This window comes from Alkalihalophilus lindianensis (assembly GCF_032843265.1).
Taxonomy (GTDB): domain Bacteria; phylum Bacillota; class Bacilli; order Bacillales; family Bacillaceae_D; genus Alkalihalophilus; species Alkalihalophilus lindianensis.
Genome location: NZ_JAWJBA010000013.1, coordinates 1 through 16,937, shown reverse-complemented (window position 1 = coordinate 16,937; position 16,937 = coordinate 1). Strand labels below are relative to the sequence as shown.

Sequence of the window (16,937 nt, the reverse complement as noted above, 5' to 3'; positions counted from 1 at the left end):
GGCACTTCCCCCTCTCAACTCAGCCTATGTGAGAGAAAGAAAAACTGTGCTAAGGTTGAAGAATTCTGTAAAGAGTATCACTTAAAATGCCAAACTCTTCAATTGATAATGTTTCACCACGTCTTTTAGGATCTATATTTGCTTCTGCTAAAGCCTGTTCAATTTTTGGCTTTTGTTCCTTTGAAGCTAAATTATGAATAAGGTTATTTAAAATCGTTTTTCTTCTGTTAGCAAAACTTGCATGAAACACTTTAAAGAAATACTGTTCATCTATCACATCAACTGCAGGAGTCTCTCTAATTGTTAAGCGCAAGACAGCTGAATCAACTCTAGGTTGGGGTACAAAAACCGACGCAGGAACCGTTAACACTTTCTCCGCCTCTGCATAATACTGAGCAGCAATTGATAATGATCCATAATCCTTTGTACCTGGCTTTGCTGCTATTCTTTCTGCCACTTCAGCTTGGATCATGACCACAATTCCTCTTATTGGCAACTTCAATTCAAGTAATTTCATTAGAATTGGCGTCGTGACATAATAAGGAAGATTCGCTACCACCATTAGATCCTGGCCATCTTTGAAGTGGGTTGTAATCGCCTCGTTAATATCTGCTTTTAAAACATCCGAGTGAATCACTTCAACATTATCATAAGGTGATAGCGTGTCTTTTAAGACCGGTAATAATCGTTGATCAATCTCGAATGCAACTACTTGATCGACTCTTTTAGCTAACTGCTCGGTTAAAGCTCCGATTCCAGGCCCAATTTCAATCGCCCCTGATGTTTCATCAAGACCTGCAGCATCTACTATATTCCGTAAAACATTTGTATCGATTAAAAAGTTTTGGCCTAAGCTCTTTTTAAAACTAAAGCCGTGCTTCTTTAAAATTTCTTTCGTGCGTATCGGTGTGGCAATATCCTTGTTCATTGTTGTTCCTCCCTGTATACCTCAATAAGTGCTTCCCTAAATTCAGATTCCGATATGTGAAACGTGTGCAGTCGTTTTAACAATTGCTTTCCATTCGCATACCCAATTTTAAGCAATATTCCAAGATGTTCACGACGTTGTTTAGCACAGGGACCTCCTATAAGGCCCGCAGCATGTAAATCATCCCAAGTAATCGTCTCTAGCGGCTCCTCATATGTTTGTAGTACATGACTAAGCGCCATACGAATTGCTTCAATTGATGCATTTTCGACACCAAGGTCATCTCCATTTTTTGAGATGGCTTCGTCTTTTGGAAGGAATGCATGCTTACATCCTGGAACATGTTCATTTACCACATTTCTAATCCGATCACCCGGATAATCTGGGTCTGTCAAAATAATCACACCTCTGCGCTCTTTGGCAAGGGCGATACGCTCTAGACAAGCTTTATTAACGGCAGAGCCATTCGTTTCAATCGTATCAGCATCTACTGCTCTTTGAACCGCCACAGTGTCATCTCGACCTTCTACAACGATTACTTCTTTAATTTTCATTCACAAACTCCTTTATTAACCCTACTTATCCTTACCATGCTAAATAAATTGTTCTCTATATTGTAGACTTTTTTTTCACAAAAAAAAAGCACAGAACGATAACGCTCTGTGCAGATAAGCCATTAATCTAAAATAGTAATTTTAACTGACTTACGTCCCCAACGTGTAGCCTCTTCTTTCGTCGGAACATGAACGTCAATTTTATTTCCTTTAATCGCACCACCTGTGTCTCCAGCAACAGCTGTACCATAGCCCTCTACGTGGACTTTTGAGCCTAGCGGAATCACACTTGGGTCTACTGCGATCACTTTCATATTACGATTGTTATTCAAATTAATTCCAGTTGCCGTCACTCCGCTACAACCACTGCAAGAAGCAGTATAAGCCGTTGCACTAACAGTCATTGTGCGACCTCCGCTTGATTTAGATTCGCTCTCAGAGGAGGAACTTGAACTGTTATTACTTGCAGGAGTTGGGCTAGGTGTACTCGTCGGTGCTGGTTTCGGACTTGCACTACGAGATACGGTCTCAGGAGCAGGTCTTGTTCCTACAGCAACAATCCGATCTTCACTCTCTTTTACCGTCTCGGTTTTCACTAGTTCACGAGAAATTTCTTCTCCATCCTCAAGCACCACTTCAAAATGTTTATTCACCTGGCCTTCAGCACCAGCATTTACTACTTTTTCCTTACCATTCTCAAGATCATCATCTCGTTTTGTAACCGTGCCAAATGCAACGGTTTCTTCCACCACATCGGTGACTTTTTCTACCCGTATCACTCGAATATCTGTTGCTTCGTCTAAGCGTTCTTCTAACGCAGGTTCGACTCGGTCAAGTTCTCCTAATGAAACATTTTCTTTCTCTAAAAAGTCAGCGACAGTCGTCGAAGTTGTCCAAAACCCTTGTTGTTCACCGTCACTTGTAAGCTCAACTTGAAAGGCAGATTCATAGTTTACAACTAAATCTTCAGTAATTACCGTATTAACTGCTGGTTCAATGTGATCGTGATCATTATATTCAATATTTTGTTCGGCTAAAAGCTGTTCAACGTCTTCAGCAGTCGTCCATACATTTTGCTTTTCTCCATCAATTGTCATTGCTACTTGCTTTGCAGGTTGCCACGTTACAAGCATATTTCCATCAATTCGAGAATCTAGTGATGGTTCTATATGATCATATTCGTTAACATCCCATTCTTGCTCCATCATCAATTCAGCAACAGTTGAAGCATGTGTTTGAACGGTTACTTCTTCTTCATCAACCATAACCGTAACTGTTGCCTTCGTCGTCTCGTATACAGCGTAAATGATCACGCCAACGAAGAGAATGAGACTTATGACGGAGATGACTAGTTTCATACCAGAACCATTACCTGGAAGAAACCGGCGTATATTCGCTTCCATGTCATCCATTCCTCCTTCTCAACGTTCGAATTATAAACACTGTACCTCCTTTTTGTCAACTGATTAAATATGGGTACCGCGCCACATCTACTCTATTATCTATGAAAATGGCATGATTGGAAACCCTAACTTCTCGACACGTCCACTCTATGCGTGACGTTTGTCGTGTAGAACTATAACGAAACAGAATTATTCTAGACAAGCCCCGTCACGCTTTGACAAAAGCGGCTATCGAATTATGCCAAAAAGTCTTTTAGCATTCTCTCTTGTTTTATTCGCCACCACTTCTAAATCCACCTCTTTAAGCTCAGCAATTTGTTCCGCTACAAGCTTAACGTAGGCCGGCTCGTTACGTTTTCCGCGGTATGGATGTGGCGCTAAATAAGGGCAGTCCGTTTCAATTAGTAAACGATCCATCGGTACATGCTTCGCTACTTCTTTTGGACGTTTTGCATTTTTAAACGTTACCGGACCTCCAAGAGAAATATAGAAATTCATGTTGAGACAACGTTCAGCTATTTCTACGCTCCCCCCAAAGCAGTGCATAATTCCACCAACTTCCCTAGCGTCCTCCTCCTCCAAAATATCTACAATATCTTGGTCAGCCTCACGGTTATGAATGACAATTGGTAATTTGACCTTTTTAGCTAGTTGAATTTGCTTTCTAAATACCTCTTTTTGAACATCTTTCGGAGACTTATCCCAATGATAATCAAGACCCATTTCTCCAAGAGCTACGACCTTTGGGTGCGCTGCTAACTCTTCTAGCCAATTTAAATGTTCGTCTGTCATGTCAATTGCATCAACCGGATGCCAACCTACAGCTGCATATAGCATGTCGTACTTTTCGATTAAATGAAGTGCACGATTGATTGTTTTCTCATCAAAACCGACCACAACCATTTCACTGACTCCTGCTTCTCTCGCACGTTCTATTACTTCTTCTATATCATCCTCAAATTGATCAGCATTTAAGTGGACATGTGTATCAAATAACATATCTTCTTACCTCCTAGTTTACCAAAAAAATATACTAATAAAACAAATGTCAAAAGGAGAAGGTTTATCTCTTCTCCTTTTGACTAGCTTTCCACCTAATGGTGAGATCTATTTAACTTGAGCCCCGTTTGGTAAGCTGCCATCAATTGTAGCAAGCTGTAACTTCTTACCTTTTGAACCAGCTAAAATCATTCCTTGTGATAATTCACCACGTAATTTAACTGGCTTCAAGTTCGTAACACAAATAACTTTTTTGCCCTTTAATTCTTCTGCAGAATAATATTTCGCAATACCTGATACCACTTGACGTTTTTCATAGCCTAAATCTAGTTGAATTTTAAGCAAACGATCGGCACCTTTTACTGGTTCTGCTCCTAAAACTTCTGCTACACGAAGCTCTACTTTAGTAAAATCATCAATCGTAATTTCATCTACTTCTGGTATGTCTTCTTGCTTCGTTTCTTCTTTCTTCCCTTCTGAAGGCTTTGCCCCTCCCATTTTTTCAACGATATAGGCTACTTCTTCAGGTACTTCAAGACGAGGGAAAATAGGTTGTCCTTTTTGAACAGTTGTACCAGCTGGGATTTGTGCAAAATTACTTAGAGATTCCCAACTTGTTACCTCCGCGTTTAGTCCAAGCTGAGCCCATATTTTTTTCGGTGTTTCTGTTAAGAATGGTTGAATTAATACAGACACATAGCGCAAGGATTCTGCTAAATGATACATAACCGAACCTAGCTCTTCTTGCTTAGATTCATCTTTAGCAAGCATCCATGGTTGTGTTTCATCAATGTACTTATTTGTACGACTAACTAGCTGCCAAATAGCTGTTAATGCTACTGAAAACTCCATTTCTTCCATAGCATTTTCAACCTTAGTGACCGTCGCGTTCACAAGATCTAGTAACTCAGAATCAAATGGTGTTGCATCCTTCACATAAGTCGGAAGAGCACCATTGAAATATTTATTAATCATCGCTACTGTACGGTTCAATAAATTACCAAGGTCATTAGCTAGATCATAATTAACACGCTCGACGAATCCCTCTGGCGTGAACACACCATCAGAACCGAATGGAACTTCACGTAATAGATAATAACGAAGAGCATCTAATCCGTAACGATCAATCAATGATTCAGGATCCACGACGTTCCCTTTGGACTTCGACATCTTTCCATCTTTCATGAGCAACCATCCATGAGCAAATACTTTCTTAGGTAAAGGTAAATCAAGTGCCATTAACATGATTGGCCAATAGATCGTGTGGAAGCGAACAATTTCTTTTCCTACTAAGTGAACATTTGCCGGCCAATATTTTTGGTAAAGCTCGTCACTGTCTTGTCCGTAGCCAAGTGCAGTAATATAGTTTGATAGAGCATCAATCCATACGTAGACAACATGCTCAGGATTGCTCGGTACTTGTACACCCCATTTAAAAGAGGTACGCGATACAGCAAGGTCTTCAAGACCAGGCTTAATGAAGTTGTTAATCATCTCATTTCTACGAGATTCTGGCTGAATGAACGTCGGATTGTCTTCATAAAACTTTAACAGGCGATCCGCATATTTACTCATTCTAAAGAAGTAAGATTGTTCACGAACCTTTTCTACCGGATGACCACTATCTGGGCTCTTTCCACCAATAATCTTCCCGTCTTCATTGCGAATCGGATCAACCAATTGAAGTTCTGTGTAGAATGTTTCATCAGGGATTGAGTACCAACCTTCATACTCATCAAGATAGATATCCCCTTGTGCAAGCAAACGCTCAAAAATGGTTTGAACAACATTTTTATGACGCTCTTCTGTTGTACGAATAAAGTCATCATAAGAAATATCTAGTTTTTTCCATAGAGACTGTATATCAGCAACGATTTCATCGACAAATTGCTGTGGCGTTAACCCTTTTTCAGCTGCTTTTTGCTCGATTTTTTGACCATGCTCATCTGTACCAGTCAAATAACGGACATCATAGCCACGAAGACGCTTATAGCGAGCCATTGCATCCCCAGCTACCGTCGTATACGCATGACCGATATGTAATTTAGCACTTGGATAATAAATCGGCGTTGTTAAATAAAATGTTTTGTTCTCACTCATTAAAAAAACCTCCCACTTCTTTTTAGACAATACAAAAAGCCCTCATCCAAATCGGGACGAGAGCATATCTCACGCGGTACCACCCAACATTCCCTTTCTCTTCACAGCAGAAAGGCTCATGAAGTCCATGACTTCGTCTGTTAACGCCAGCTACGTCATCTCCTTACAACACATACATGCTCGAAGATGATACCTCCAGGACCATTTTCCATGTTGTTCTACTACCGGTTCCCAGCTCTCCCGGCTCTCTGTCAAATAGCTCATACATGTACTTATCCTATCATCGGATCTTATATCTACTTACTTATTCTACATTTATTCCTCAAATCTATCCAAAATATACCGAACCCTATAGACTGCTGTCAAGAGCGATCATAGAGCGTGGCAAATGGTGTTTTTTGCTTTTTTAACTTTCCTTGTTGACACAAGCGTTCTAGCTCCTGTTTCCACGTCTGCACATCCCAGCTTTTTTGCGCTTCTTTGTTGAGTGTTTCTAGTTCCTTCATTATACTCATTTCGGCAATAGGAAGATGTGGACTTAGCGCCTCCATGACGGCATCATCACTTGCCGCATTCATTTGCTTTAACTCATCAAATGGATTCAGCGTATGTGGGCTAGTGGAATGAGCAAAGCGAATTCGAACAGCCATCGTTCTACCAATAATAGCTGAGGAAACAAACACATCCCCAGAGCGAAGGTAAGGAAGTCTTTTGCCTTCATCATGAGTCAAGTCTGTTTCTTCTTTAATCGTTTGAATATCGGTGCCCCTTACGGTTCTAAATACGAATTTAGAATTCAATTGTGCCGTAATCGTTTCATCAAGTAGCGTCGGTCTTTGCGTAGCAAAAATGAGAAACACTCCGTATTTTCTGCCTTCTTGTGCAATTTCTTTTAATACGGATTTAGCAGGAGCATCATATCCTTTCGGAGCAAAGTTATGTGCTTCATCCGTTACCACCACAAATGGCGGGAAAAACTCACCTTGCTGTTGTTGCAGCTTCGCATCTTTATACATCCGTCTCTTCCCATATAAAGAACCGATGACATAACTTGAGAATACTTGCAACAACCAAACCGCACCTTGGACAACAACAAGCTGACCCGCATGGATCCCTTGTTCAATCGCGCGAATATTTTGCTGAAAAAGACCAGCTTGATTTAAACGATTTACACGCCATTGAATTCCCTTTACCGAGGCAAGTGGTAAGCTCCCGAATTGATCTAATAACTTCTTAAAGGTGTGGTACTTTGCGATTTCTTCCCTAGACATTCCACCATCGTGAAGAAAGCCTTCTACCTTTTGTTTACCAAGCTCCAATGCCTCTGCTAAGTTTGCCACTCGATCACTAAAAGACTGGTAACTATCTTTTCGCTTATGAATCGTTTGAATCACATTGACCATCGACTCACTTAGGGAACCAGCAGCTTGAAGTAACCTCTCCACATCTCTTGTTGATAAGGCAGAAAAATCCACTCCAACATCACGACCAATTTGAACGACTGTGTAACGATCTTTATAGGAAGGAACGTCATCGAGTCCACTCGCAGTAGCTGCAAAGTTCATTTCAAAATGAGGATCGAAAACAATAGTTGGAATCGAAAGCTTCATTAATTCCTCTAACATCACTCGCAGACCAAATGATTTCCCAGAACCAGAGCCACCAAAAACTCCTATGTGAGGGTATTGTTGCATAGCTCGAATATCAAAAATAAACGGTACACCGTTTTGTTTGCGAAGAACTTCTTCTTCTTGAATATGTAATAATCCGTCAAGCGAATCTGGCAAGCTTGGTGCAATAAAGTCCGTTGATTTGACTTCTCCAAGTATCATGCCATCTGTTGGTGTTGATTGGACTAGCAATGATTCAATTTCATGAAATTCTGGGTGTCTAATTCTTGCTCCCGTTTGAATCGGTTGAGGGGCTTCTTCAAATAAGCGCACCTTAGCTAGATGAATATCATCTGCACCAATATCATAGCCAATATGCTCCAAAGTCTTTAGCACTTGATCATCGACAATTCCTTTATCAAACCCCATTGGTATATAGCGGTTATAGGAAAATGTTTCGACCACTTCACCTTTTGGATGTTTTAGCGCTTCATCTTCTATTACGACCATTTCATTCATACGAAATTTATGAGTTTTGGACGCTACATATACCTCATGCTGTGTAGTTACACCTACAATCTGCATCTCTCATTCCTCCTTAGTATGGTCTATCTTGGCGTTTTTGTATAAATAATCGTTGTTTAATTTCAGGATCAATGTACTGCTCTACTAAAGCTTCGACAAGACGATCCGTTACTCTAACATCACGATCAACATAATCCAACCAAAAAGGGATTCCTCTTCCATCTTTTGGGGTAAGAGTATAAATAAGATCAGAAACAAGATCCCGTTTATCTGTTTGTTCTACTAATAAATCAAAACCAGTCATACTTGGAGCAGAGCTAGGCCTGATCCATGAAGAGGATAGTCCAGCTTTTTGTTGGATTGCTTCTATAAATATCATCTCACCACGGTTGAGTACGCCAAAAAGTAAATCTCGATCGTACGTGTGAGGACGGATTGTCTCTGCTGAAAAGGCAGGTAATTTAATGAGGTTCTCAGTTGTAATTTCTTCAGACACACCTACTAGTAGCACATCTTTCTCTATTGCAAGACCTCTTAAGTGCTCCCATTCTTCTGGGGCATCAATTCTGTAATGATATAAAGCACCATCCATCATCAAAAAGCCAATGTCACGCTCTTCTATTAATTGGCTTGCTACTTGCAATTCAAGCTTTGCTAAAAGGTGTGAACGCATATTAATCGACGGTGAGCCTTCTTCTGATTCTTCTTTTGCATCTAGAAGGGGGGTGTATACATCAGAATCTCTACATTCATACCCCGAAATCGTTTTCCCTAGTGCTTGGAATAAATACAATAGGTGAGGAGGTTGACCTTTCGTCTGGTTTACAGATCCATCTACAGCTGCAATCTCACGACCATTTAACCATTTCGACATAGTCTCTGTCGAAATCGACTCCATTTGTCGAAAATAAGTACCTGACTCCTGCAACTTTTGTCGAATGATCTCTTTATTATTTGTCGAATGAGTATATATTCCTTTTAATTCATTTCCGATACCTTCCAACTTTTTAGCAAGATCTGGGGATAGATTTAACATACTTAATTTACCTCCTTTTAAAACGGCTGTTACTACTAGGTTTAGGTAATTGGAATAAATTACATGTATATATAAGCAAAAATCATTATTATTTAATTGACTTGTTTTGGAAACACTGGTATTCTAAACACAGAGAGAAAAATGTCGAATAATGACACAAAAAATTATAAATAGTTCTAGTCTGAGAGGAGACGATTCATAATGAAATCTACAGGTATTGTACGTAAAGTTGATGAATTAGGTCGTGTAGTTATTCCAATTGAGCTACGCCGTACACTTGATATTGCTGAGAAGGATGCACTTGAGATCTACGTTGATAACGATCGCATCATCTTAAAGAAATATAAGCCAAACATGACTTGCCAAATCACTGGTGAAGTTAATGATGATAACCTTTCAATTGCGGGTGGAAAAATCATTCTTAGCCCACAAGGTGCACAAGATATTATTAAAGAATTACAAGATTACGTATCTCGTTCAACTCAATCTTAATTCTTCTACTGATAAAAGACTCTGATCTATTCAGAGTCTTTTTTGTTTGATCAACACTTATTGATGATAAGCTTGATATACTTCTCTTTTTTGAAGATTACGGTCTGTAGACACTTGTTTAATAGCAGCCTTTGAAGTCATTCCTAGGGCGATATAATGTTCAACATGCTGAGTTAGCTCTAAGTTATCCCACCATTTTTCTTCCTCAATATCCTCTGTTGCTCCTTCTACAATCAAGCAGAACTCGCCTTTTACCATACCATTTTCACACCATACTAATGCTTCTTCTAACGTTCCCCGTTGATACTCCTCAAATTTCTTCGTAAGCTCTCGGCAAATACTAATACGTCGATTTCCAAATGCAGTAAAAAGTGCTTCAATTGTTTCTTTTAAGCGATGTGGGGCTTCATAGAACATTAATGTGGCCCTCATTGATTTTAATTCCTCTAAAGCTTCATACCGGTGTTTTTTTTGACGGGGCAGAAATCCCGCAAAATAAAACTGCTCTGTATTAAGTCCTGAAGCGACTAGACTGGTTAGGGCAGCATTCGCACCAGGTAAGGCAATGACAGCGATCTCTTCTGTAATAGCTAGTTTGACGATATCATGACCAGGATCTGATATAGCAGGCATCCCCGCATCACTAACTAGAGCAACTGACTTTCCTTCTTTCACCTTCTCAATCAGCATATGTCCAGCTTTATCCTTATTGTGTTCATCATATCGCACAAGAGGCGTTGTGATGTCAAAATGGTTACATAGCTTTTTTGATTGTCTTGTATCTTCTGCTGCAATCATATCCGCTTCTTTTAATGTTCGGATAGCACGAAACGTCATGTCTTCTAAATTACCTATAGGTGTTGGGACTAAATAAATTGACCCTACTTCAGTCTCTTCTCTAAAACTAGCTTGTTGCTTCATTGTTCTCACCACTCTCTAGAACGTAACGTTCTTTCTGCTTTCTATTCAGTTTTTTGATTGCATATTCTACCTGAAGTGCTTGCTTTTTCGTTTCGAATTTCTCGACGTACTTAAGTGTAAAGGGTCCACGCCCTCTCGTATACTTTGCACCTCTACCATCCTCATGCATCCCTATTCGTCGTTTGACGTCGGTGGTATAACCTGTATACCAACTACAATCTCGGCATTCAAGAATATAGACGTAGTGACCCATTACCCTATATACACCTCTTTAAATTCTTTCGTATACTCCCCGTCCTCACCATATACAGTTAAGGAAGGTAAGCACTTTAACCCAGAGTGACCATCCTTAATGCCTTCTATTAAAACGATATTCGCTTCTTTTCCCGCCTTAGGATGAACAAGCTGCATTCTCTTCGCTTCAATTCTGTATTTCTTCATCAACGTAATGATATCACTTAACCGCTCTGGCCTGTGTACAATTGTTACTTTCCCTTTTTGCCTGACATACTGGCTACACGTGCGAATAACATCGTCTAATGTACAGTGAATTTCATGCCTCGCAATCGCCAGATGAAGACTTTTATTACGCTCTTCCTCTGTGATTGTTTTAAAATAAGGAGGGTTGCATGTCACAACATCAAAGCTATTCTTTTTTATGGTATTAGGTAATTCATTTAAGTCGGCATGCTCAAAATAGAGTTGTTGTTCAAGCTCATTCATTTTTCCATTTCGACATGCCATATCAAATAACCTCTCTTGAATCTCCACTCCTATAATCTTCGCCTTTGAGCGTGTAGATAATACAAGAGGGACAACTCCATTACCAGTACACAAATCTAAAATGGCCCCCTTTTGAATAGGAACGTATGTAAAGCGGGCGAGCAAAATGGCATCTATTGAAAATGAAAAAACAGAAGGGCTCTGAATAACTTTTAACTCTGTTCCTGCTATATAATCGATCCGCTCATCCTCATATAACTTCTTCAAGCTACCCAACTACCTTTCATTTTTTTATATGTAAACAAAAGACCTTCCTATTAAGACGGAAGGCCTTTTCTAAGATCGTACTTCAACTTACTTATGATGCAAAAATGATAAACAAAAGAGGCAATCATCACCATCAGAACGGATGCTACCATAATGTGTATTACAGACATGAAATCCCTCTTGATAAAGACGGGCTAGATTATCATAGCCTTCCCCTACAATCGGATGCTTCCGTCCTTGATTTTTTGGAAGTTCTTCCACTCGCTCTGCCTCAGCATCGAGTCTTTTTCTTAAGTTATCATTTTCTATTTGCATATAATGATTTTCTTCTATTAAGTGGGCGAGCTGTTTCTTCAAGCCACGTAGTTCATGATGAAGCTCTCCGATCCGTTCTTCAATTTGACTTACCTTTTGAAAGATTGCCTTTTTCTCCACGTAGCTCCCACCTCTTTATTCTGTGGCTTCAGCTGCTGCGACTTTGTGATTCATGATTTCATCAATAGTGAATTCAAGAACCCCTTCTCCCTCAAGTAAATCAACTTGAACAAGTCGCTCAAGCAAATTCAGCCCAACTACTTTGCCTTTTCCATGTGGAGTTTTAATATGTTTTCCGATGTCAGGTAATTCTTTTTTAGCTGACTCATACATATCATTTTCGTACTTTAAGCAACACATTAAACGCCCGCATAATCCAGAGATCTTAGCAGGGTTCAGTGATAAGTTTTGATCCTTCGCCATTTTAATGGAAACCGGCTCAAAATCACCTAAGAATGATGAACAACAAAGTACTCTACCACACGGACCAATTCCTCCGAGCATTTTCGCCTCATCTCGGACTCCAATTTGACGTAATTCAATACGCGTTCTAAACACCGCTGCTAGATCTTTGACTAGTTCTCTAAAGTCAATTCGTCCATCAGCTGTAAAATAAAATAGTACTTTATTACGATCAAATGTATATTCAACATCAACTAATTTCATATCAAGTTGATGTTCATTAATTTTATCTGTGCAAACATCAAATGCCTTTTGGGCTTGTTCGCGGTTTTCTTGGACGGTTAAGCGATCTTTCTCTGTTGCAATCCGGATAACTTGCTTTAAAGGTAGAACGACATCTTGTTCTCCTACTGACTTTACACCGATTACAACCCGTCCATACTCCACACCACGTGATGTTTCCACAATGACAGCTTCTCCATTATCTAGTTCTAAGCTACCTGGGGAGAAGTAATAGATTTTGCCCGCTTTCTTAAAACGGACGCCTACGACTTGATGCAACCGTCTATCCCTCCTGTATGCTAAAGAACAACTTCTCCATCACCAGCTGCGGATTCACATTGGCGCTTAGATGGCGCTTTGCTTCGAGTACAAAAGACATGTTTTGACTCGTTTTCTCCTGCGAGCTAGAGAGGGCTTGCTGCTCTAGCAACGTCTGTTGATCAACAAAAACCAATTGATCGGTTTTGCCAACCTGTGTATATAAAAGGTCTCTCAACCATAAGAGAATCATATCAAGACCAAGCTCAAGTTCACGGCGTTCTTTAAATGTAGGAATCCATTTATCCTGAATTGTTAAGAACACTTGATGTGGCCTCTCATAAAGCTCTTCATTTAATTGTATCACTACGCTTCGTGCTTGTGCAATCCAATCTGACTCGATAAGTGCAATTGCCTCTTCATAACTTGAAGTTAGACTGGCAATCAGCGTACTTAGCGCCTTTGTATTGCCTTCTTTTTCTAAACGATTTATAAATATTTCTTTTGACAATGGTGAAAAGCTTAATTGTTGGCTACGCGATTGAATAGTAGGCAAGACATTACCTGCTCGTTCAGTCATTAAGATTGCTAAAGTAGGAGCAGAAGGTTCTTCTAAAAATTTAAGCAAGCTATTTGCCGCACTTGCCGTCATTTTATCCGCTTCTGAAACGAGATATACTTTTTTACCTGATTCCACGCCACGATACGTAAATTCCTTTTGCAAATGCTCAACCTGTTGCTTTTTAATGGATAGTCCATCTGGCTCTATCATATGCACATCCGGATGGTTTCCATGATCAATCCGCTTACAATCTAAGCATACTTGACAAGGCTCAGCACCCTCTCTTTCCTTACATAAGAAGCTCTTCGCTAATTGAATCGCAACACGTTTTTTTCCTATCCCTTTGCTTCCCTCAAATAAGTAAGCATGTGCCAACCGGTTTTTTGATAAGCTACGTTGTAGTAATTGTACGACTTTAGGTTGGCTCTTTTTTAATTCAATCCATGATTCCATCTTGTTCCATCACCCTTAAAATTGTTCAAATTGCTCAACCGGAAGAACAAATACAGTTGCTCCCCCCACTTGCACTTCAACCGGATAAGGCACATAGGAATCGGCATTTCCACCCATCGGAGAAATCGGAGCTACTAATTGATCACGACTTTGGCAATTTTTCTTGATGATCTCTTTGACCTCATCAATGTGTTCATCTTCTGTACCAATTAAGAAAGTTGTATTACCGGCCTTTAAAAAGCCCCCAGTACTTGCTAGCTTCGTCGCTCTATAGTTGGCTTTTACTAGAGCATCAGACAAACGATTACTATCTTTATCTTGGACCACAGCAATAATTAATTTCATCTTGATCACTCCTTGTTTAGTGAGGTACTTAGAAATGTATTAATCCTTTTCATCGCATCGCGAAAAACTGCCTCTATGTCTTGATTGGCATCAATAATAGCAATCCGATCAGGGTGCTCCTCGATTACTTTTTCATAGCCCACTTTCACTTTTTCGTGAAAGTCAAAGACTTCTTGATCTAATCGATTTACCTCACGCGTGCCACTTCTTTTTATCCTAGCAAGACCAATCTCAGGATCTATTTCAAAGTATAAGGTTAAATCGGGAAAATGACCTTCGATCGCAAATTCATTGATTGCAAGAACATCTTTGAACCCAATCCCTCTAGCATGCCCTTGATAAGCAAGACTACTATCAATAAATCGGTCACAAATAACTACTTTTCCTTGTTTAAGAGCAGGTAATACCTTCTCAATAAAATGTTGTCTTCTTGCTGCTGCATATAATAATGCTTCTGTTCTTGCATCCATTTCTGTATGCTCCACATCAAGAATCACTTCACGTATCCTTTCAGCTATGCGAATCCCACCAGGCTCTCTTGTTCGCACAAAATCAATGCCACGTGTTCTTAAATTTTCTTCTATTTTATCTACGATTGTGGTTTTTCCTGCTCCTTCTCCACCTTCAATGGTGATAAACAGTCCTTCTTTCATTCGACTTCCTCCAACTCTAATACCTCTAATCCATTTACAACGGGGTTCGTTCCTTGAAAAAATGCTCCCGCTTCATATAACTTCTTTAGATCTTTCACTACTTCATTATCTACTTTCTCACCAGGGAAGATGAGTGGTATACCCGGTGGATACGGAATAATTGCTTCAGCTGCTATATACCCCTCTGCTTTCTCCACCTTTAACTTCTTGGTGTCGAACTGTTTCAGTTGATGCGGGGCCACGTGTAGCATAGAGATTTTCTTCTCTGTTTCTACCACCTTGTTTTCCTTATCAATGACGGCATACGATGAAACAGCTTTTTTGATTCGATTAATGATCTCCGGTACTTTCTTATTAAATGTTAAACCAAAGACTAGTAATAGATGCATATCATCAGCTAACTCAACATCTACACCAGCATCATAAAATAGCCTTTGTAATTCAAATCCCGTTAAAGTTGTACATGACTTTATTGTAACCTTTAAAGGATCTGAAGAATAGGGAGAGCTCTCTCTTTTAATGACTTTTAATTGCGGAATAGTAGCTAATTCGTTAATAAATGATTGAACTCCTGCAAGCATGATATCAATATCTTCTTGCACTATTTCTTCTGTATAAGCCCTAGCTCCATCTAGGGCAGCCATTATTAAATAAGATGGACTGCTCGATTGCAGCATGGTTAGTACTTTTTTTATTTTGGATTTACTATCAACCGCTAAAGTATGATGAAAATGTAAGTAAGAACCCATTGTAAGGGCAGGAAGCATTTTATGAGCAGACTGAACGACAATATCTGCTCCTAACAGAAGGGCAGATGGTGGAAATGGTTCTCCTAATACAAAATGAGCACCATGTGCCTCATCAACACAAACAAGCATCCCTGCCTCATGAGCGACTTTTATGATCTGTTTTAATTCATACGTTGCACCATAATAAGTTGGATACGTTAAAAATAAAGCTTTAGCTTTTGGAAATTGTTGAACTGCTCTTTCAACTGTTTTAATCGAAGGACCTAACGCATGACCTGTTTCTTTCTCTAGTTCAGGGGTCAAAAAGATAGGCTCTACTTGGAATAATTCTATTGCATTAAACAATGATTTGTGACTATTACGCTGGATTAATATTTGATCTTGTTGCTCACATAATCCTTTTACCATCGCTAAGTTCCCGACAGTGGATCCCCCTACTAAGAACAATGTCTCTCCAGCATGATAAAACCGGGCAGCTGCTTGCTCGGCTTCATGTATCGCTCCTGTAGCATCATGAAGATCATCAAGACCTTCAAGTTCAGTCACATCGTATTTATGTACATGCTTAAAATCTTCTATTAATGATGAATGAAAAAGTTCACCATTCTTGTGCCCTGGTACATGTAATGAAATAGGCTCTCTTTTAAAATGTGCTTGAATCGCATCAATTAATGGAGTCTTTGTATATTTATGTTTCAACTTCGCTCACTCCTTTCTTACATTATAAAAGAAACAAGACTACTATGCCCTTGCTCCTTATTATACAAAAAAACTGATCCTAACAAGCAGCCACTTAACTAGTGATGCGATTGTTAGAATCAGTTCTTTAAAGGTTTTACCTATGCTTTTCGGAAGGAAGAATATCTCTTAAGTTTGATATATAGTGCTGGTAATGCTCTTGCTCACACTCTACTCCCACTATCTTCTTTTCACACGAATGGCAGATAAATGACTTAAATACATGCAAACCTTCATTCCCCACTTGATCACAACACATACACTTTTCCCCTAGCCGTACATGAATGACTCTAGTTTGTTTCATCCTCATCACCTCTAGCTTCATTGTCGGCACAGTATAGATTCTTTATACTCTCAATATACTCATAATCAGTCGAATCAAATCATTTCTATATTTACTTTATTCAAGTAAACCCTGATCTGTGCCTATCCACTCACAGATAATAATTGAAGTAGCCCATCAATTGAATACTTTATTACCTGGGCATGAAGTGTCTCTCATCGATACTAGTAAGCTCTATCGCGCCTTTATACTCTTTATACATCAAAAAAACCATTCCTTATCGGAATGGTTTTAGGTGCCTGGCAACGTCCTACTCTCACAGGGGGAAGCCCCCAACTA

Annotated in this window: 18 protein-coding genes and 1 other annotated feature; of the genes, 1 reads left to right on the top strand and 17 read right to left on the bottom strand. The window is 39.5% G+C overall.

Annotated elements, in window-relative coordinates; genetic code table 11:
* Positions 1–49: 49 nt before the first annotated feature.
* From rsmA to RYX56_RS20465, 7 genes are all read right to left on the bottom strand, one after another.
* Positions 50–928, bottom strand: a complete 879-nt coding sequence (gene rsmA, locus RYX56_RS20495; RefSeq protein WP_317123861.1) for a 16S rRNA (adenine(1518)-N(6)/adenine(1519)-N(6))-dimethyltransferase RsmA — start codon at positions 926–928, stop codon at positions 50–52.
* Positions 925–1,482, bottom strand: coding sequence for a ribonuclease M5 (gene rnmV / locus RYX56_RS20490; protein WP_317123860.1), 558 nt, complete (start codon positions 1,480–1,482; stop codon positions 925–927). The genes rsmA and rnmV overlap by 4 nt, the downstream gene beginning before the upstream one ends.
* Before the next feature lie 122 nt (positions 1,483–1,604).
* A complete protein-coding gene (locus RYX56_RS20485; protein WP_317123859.1) occupies positions 1,605–2,885 on the bottom strand; it encodes a ubiquitin-like domain-containing protein in 1,281 nt (426 codons plus the stop codon).
* 228 nt (positions 2,886–3,113) lie between these two features.
* On the bottom strand, positions 3,114–3,884 hold the full coding sequence (locus RYX56_RS20480; protein WP_317123858.1) for a TatD family hydrolase: 771 nt from the start codon (positions 3,882–3,884) through the stop codon (positions 3,114–3,116).
* 108 nt (positions 3,885–3,992) lie between these two features.
* Positions 3,993–5,984: a methionine--tRNA ligase gene (metG, locus tag RYX56_RS20475; RefSeq protein ID WP_317123857.1), complete on the bottom strand. Its 1,992-nt coding sequence runs from the start codon at positions 5,982–5,984 to the stop codon at positions 3,993–3,995.
* 49 nt (positions 5,985–6,033) lie between these two features.
* Positions 6,034–6,277: a binding site (T-box leader), on the bottom strand.
* A 69-nt stretch (positions 6,278–6,346) separates the two neighbouring features.
* Complete coding sequence (locus RYX56_RS20470) at positions 6,347–8,179, bottom strand: ATP-binding protein (RefSeq protein WP_317123856.1); 1,833 nt, start codon at positions 8,177–8,179, stop codon at positions 6,347–6,349.
* A gap of 13 nt (positions 8,180–8,192) precedes the next feature.
* The gene (locus RYX56_RS20465; protein ID WP_317123855.1) at positions 8,193–9,155 is read right to left on the bottom strand and encodes a DNA double-strand break repair nuclease NurA; all 963 of its coding nucleotides are present in this window, start codon (positions 9,153–9,155) and stop codon (positions 8,193–8,195) included.
* A gap of 201 nt (positions 9,156–9,356) precedes the next feature.
* On the opposite strand from RYX56_RS20465, the gene abrB reads away from it, so the two are divergent.
* The gene (gene abrB, locus RYX56_RS20460) at positions 9,357–9,647 is read left to right on the top strand and encodes a transition state genes transcriptional regulator AbrB (RefSeq protein ID WP_047972806.1); all 291 of its coding nucleotides are present in this window, start codon (positions 9,357–9,359) and stop codon (positions 9,645–9,647) included.
* A gap of 57 nt (positions 9,648–9,704) precedes the next feature.
* Here abrB and rsmI read toward each other — a convergent pair whose 3' ends face one another.
* From rsmI to RYX56_RS20410, 10 genes are all read right to left on the bottom strand, one after another.
* On the bottom strand, positions 9,705–10,568 hold the full coding sequence (gene rsmI / locus RYX56_RS20455) for a 16S rRNA (cytidine(1402)-2'-O)-methyltransferase (protein ID WP_317123854.1): 864 nt from the start codon (positions 10,566–10,568) through the stop codon (positions 9,705–9,707).
* Complete coding sequence (locus RYX56_RS20450) at positions 10,552–10,821, bottom strand: GIY-YIG nuclease family protein (RefSeq protein WP_317123853.1); 270 nt, start codon at positions 10,819–10,821, stop codon at positions 10,552–10,554. The genes rsmI and RYX56_RS20450 overlap by 17 nt, the downstream gene beginning before the upstream one ends.
* Positions 10,821–11,558, bottom strand: a complete 738-nt coding sequence (locus RYX56_RS20445; RefSeq protein WP_317123852.1) for a tRNA1(Val) (adenine(37)-N6)-methyltransferase — start codon at positions 11,556–11,558, stop codon at positions 10,821–10,823. The genes RYX56_RS20450 and RYX56_RS20445 overlap by 1 nt, the downstream gene beginning before the upstream one ends.
* Positions 11,559–11,645: 87 nt before the next feature.
* Complete coding sequence (gene yabA / locus RYX56_RS20440; RefSeq protein ID WP_047972802.1) at positions 11,646–11,993, bottom strand: DNA replication initiation control protein YabA; 348 nt, start codon at positions 11,991–11,993, stop codon at positions 11,646–11,648.
* 15 nt (positions 11,994–12,008) lie between these two features.
* Positions 12,009–12,836 (bottom strand): PSP1 domain-containing protein, encoded by an 828-nt coding sequence (locus RYX56_RS20435; protein ID WP_047972801.1) that lies wholly within the window; start codon positions 12,834–12,836, stop codon positions 12,009–12,011.
* A gap of 4 nt (positions 12,837–12,840) precedes the next feature.
* Complete coding sequence (holB, locus tag RYX56_RS20430; protein WP_317123851.1) at positions 12,841–13,830, bottom strand: DNA polymerase III subunit delta'; 990 nt, start codon at positions 13,828–13,830, stop codon at positions 12,841–12,843.
* A gap of 15 nt (positions 13,831–13,845) precedes the next feature.
* Positions 13,846–14,175: a cyclic di-AMP receptor DarA gene (gene darA / locus RYX56_RS20425; protein ID WP_047972799.1), complete on the bottom strand. Its 330-nt coding sequence runs from the start codon at positions 14,173–14,175 to the stop codon at positions 13,846–13,848.
* Between the two features lie 5 nt (positions 14,176–14,180).
* Complete coding sequence (tmk, locus tag RYX56_RS20420; RefSeq protein ID WP_317123850.1) at positions 14,181–14,828, bottom strand: dTMP kinase; 648 nt, start codon at positions 14,826–14,828, stop codon at positions 14,181–14,183.
* Positions 14,825–16,276, bottom strand: a complete 1,452-nt coding sequence (locus tag RYX56_RS20415; protein ID WP_317123849.1) for an aminotransferase class I/II-fold pyridoxal phosphate-dependent enzyme — start codon at positions 16,274–16,276, stop codon at positions 14,825–14,827. The genes tmk and RYX56_RS20415 overlap by 4 nt, the downstream gene beginning before the upstream one ends.
* Before the next feature lie 136 nt (positions 16,277–16,412).
* A complete protein-coding gene (locus RYX56_RS20410; RefSeq protein ID WP_317123892.1) occupies positions 16,413–16,574 on the bottom strand; it encodes a sigma factor G inhibitor Gin in 162 nt (53 codons plus the stop codon).
* Positions 16,575–16,937 lie beyond the last annotated feature (363 nt).

Coding starts and splice junctions, on each gene's coding strand:
- RYX56_RS20485 (WP_317123859.1), bottom strand. CDS start 2,885: ATGGAAGCGAATATACGCCGGTTTCTTCCAGGTAATGGTTCTGGTATG.
- RYX56_RS20450 (WP_317123853.1), bottom strand. CDS start 10,821: ATGGGTCACTACGTCTATATTCTTGAATGCCGAGATTGTAGTTGGTAT.
- metG (WP_317123857.1), bottom strand. CDS start 5,984: ATGAGTGAGAACAAAACATTTTATTTAACAACGCCGATTTATTATCCA.
- rsmA (WP_317123861.1), bottom strand. CDS start 928: ATGAACAAGGATATTGCCACACCGATACGCACGAAAGAAATTTTAAAG.
- RYX56_RS20470 (WP_317123856.1), bottom strand. CDS start 8,179: ATGCAGATTGTAGGTGTAACTACACAGCATGAGGTATATGTAGCGTCC.
- RYX56_RS20410 (WP_317123892.1), bottom strand. CDS start 16,574: ATGTGTTGTGATCAAGTGGGGAATGAAGGTTTGCATGTATTTAAGTCA.
- RYX56_RS20465 (WP_317123855.1), bottom strand. CDS start 9,155: ATGTTAAATCTATCCCCAGATCTTGCTAAAAAGTTGGAAGGTATCGGA.
- holB (WP_317123851.1), bottom strand. CDS start 13,830: ATGGAATCATGGATTGAATTAAAAAAGAGCCAACCTAAAGTCGTACAA.
- rnmV (WP_317123860.1), bottom strand. CDS start 1,482: ATGAAAATTAAAGAAGTAATCGTTGTAGAAGGTCGAGATGACACTGTG.
- rsmI (WP_317123854.1), bottom strand. CDS start 10,568: ATGAAGCAACAAGCTAGTTTTAGAGAAGAGACTGAAGTAGGGTCAATT.
- RYX56_RS20480 (WP_317123858.1), bottom strand. CDS start 3,884: ATGTTATTTGATACACATGTCCACTTAAATGCTGATCAATTTGAGGAT.
- abrB (WP_047972806.1), top strand. CDS start 9,357: ATGAAATCTACAGGTATTGTACGTAAAGTTGATGAATTAGGTCGTGTA.
- tmk (WP_317123850.1), bottom strand. CDS start 14,828: ATGAAAGAAGGACTGTTTATCACCATTGAAGGTGGAGAAGGAGCAGGA.
- darA (WP_047972799.1), bottom strand. CDS start 14,175: ATGAAATTAATTATTGCTGTGGTCCAAGATAAAGATAGTAATCGTTTG.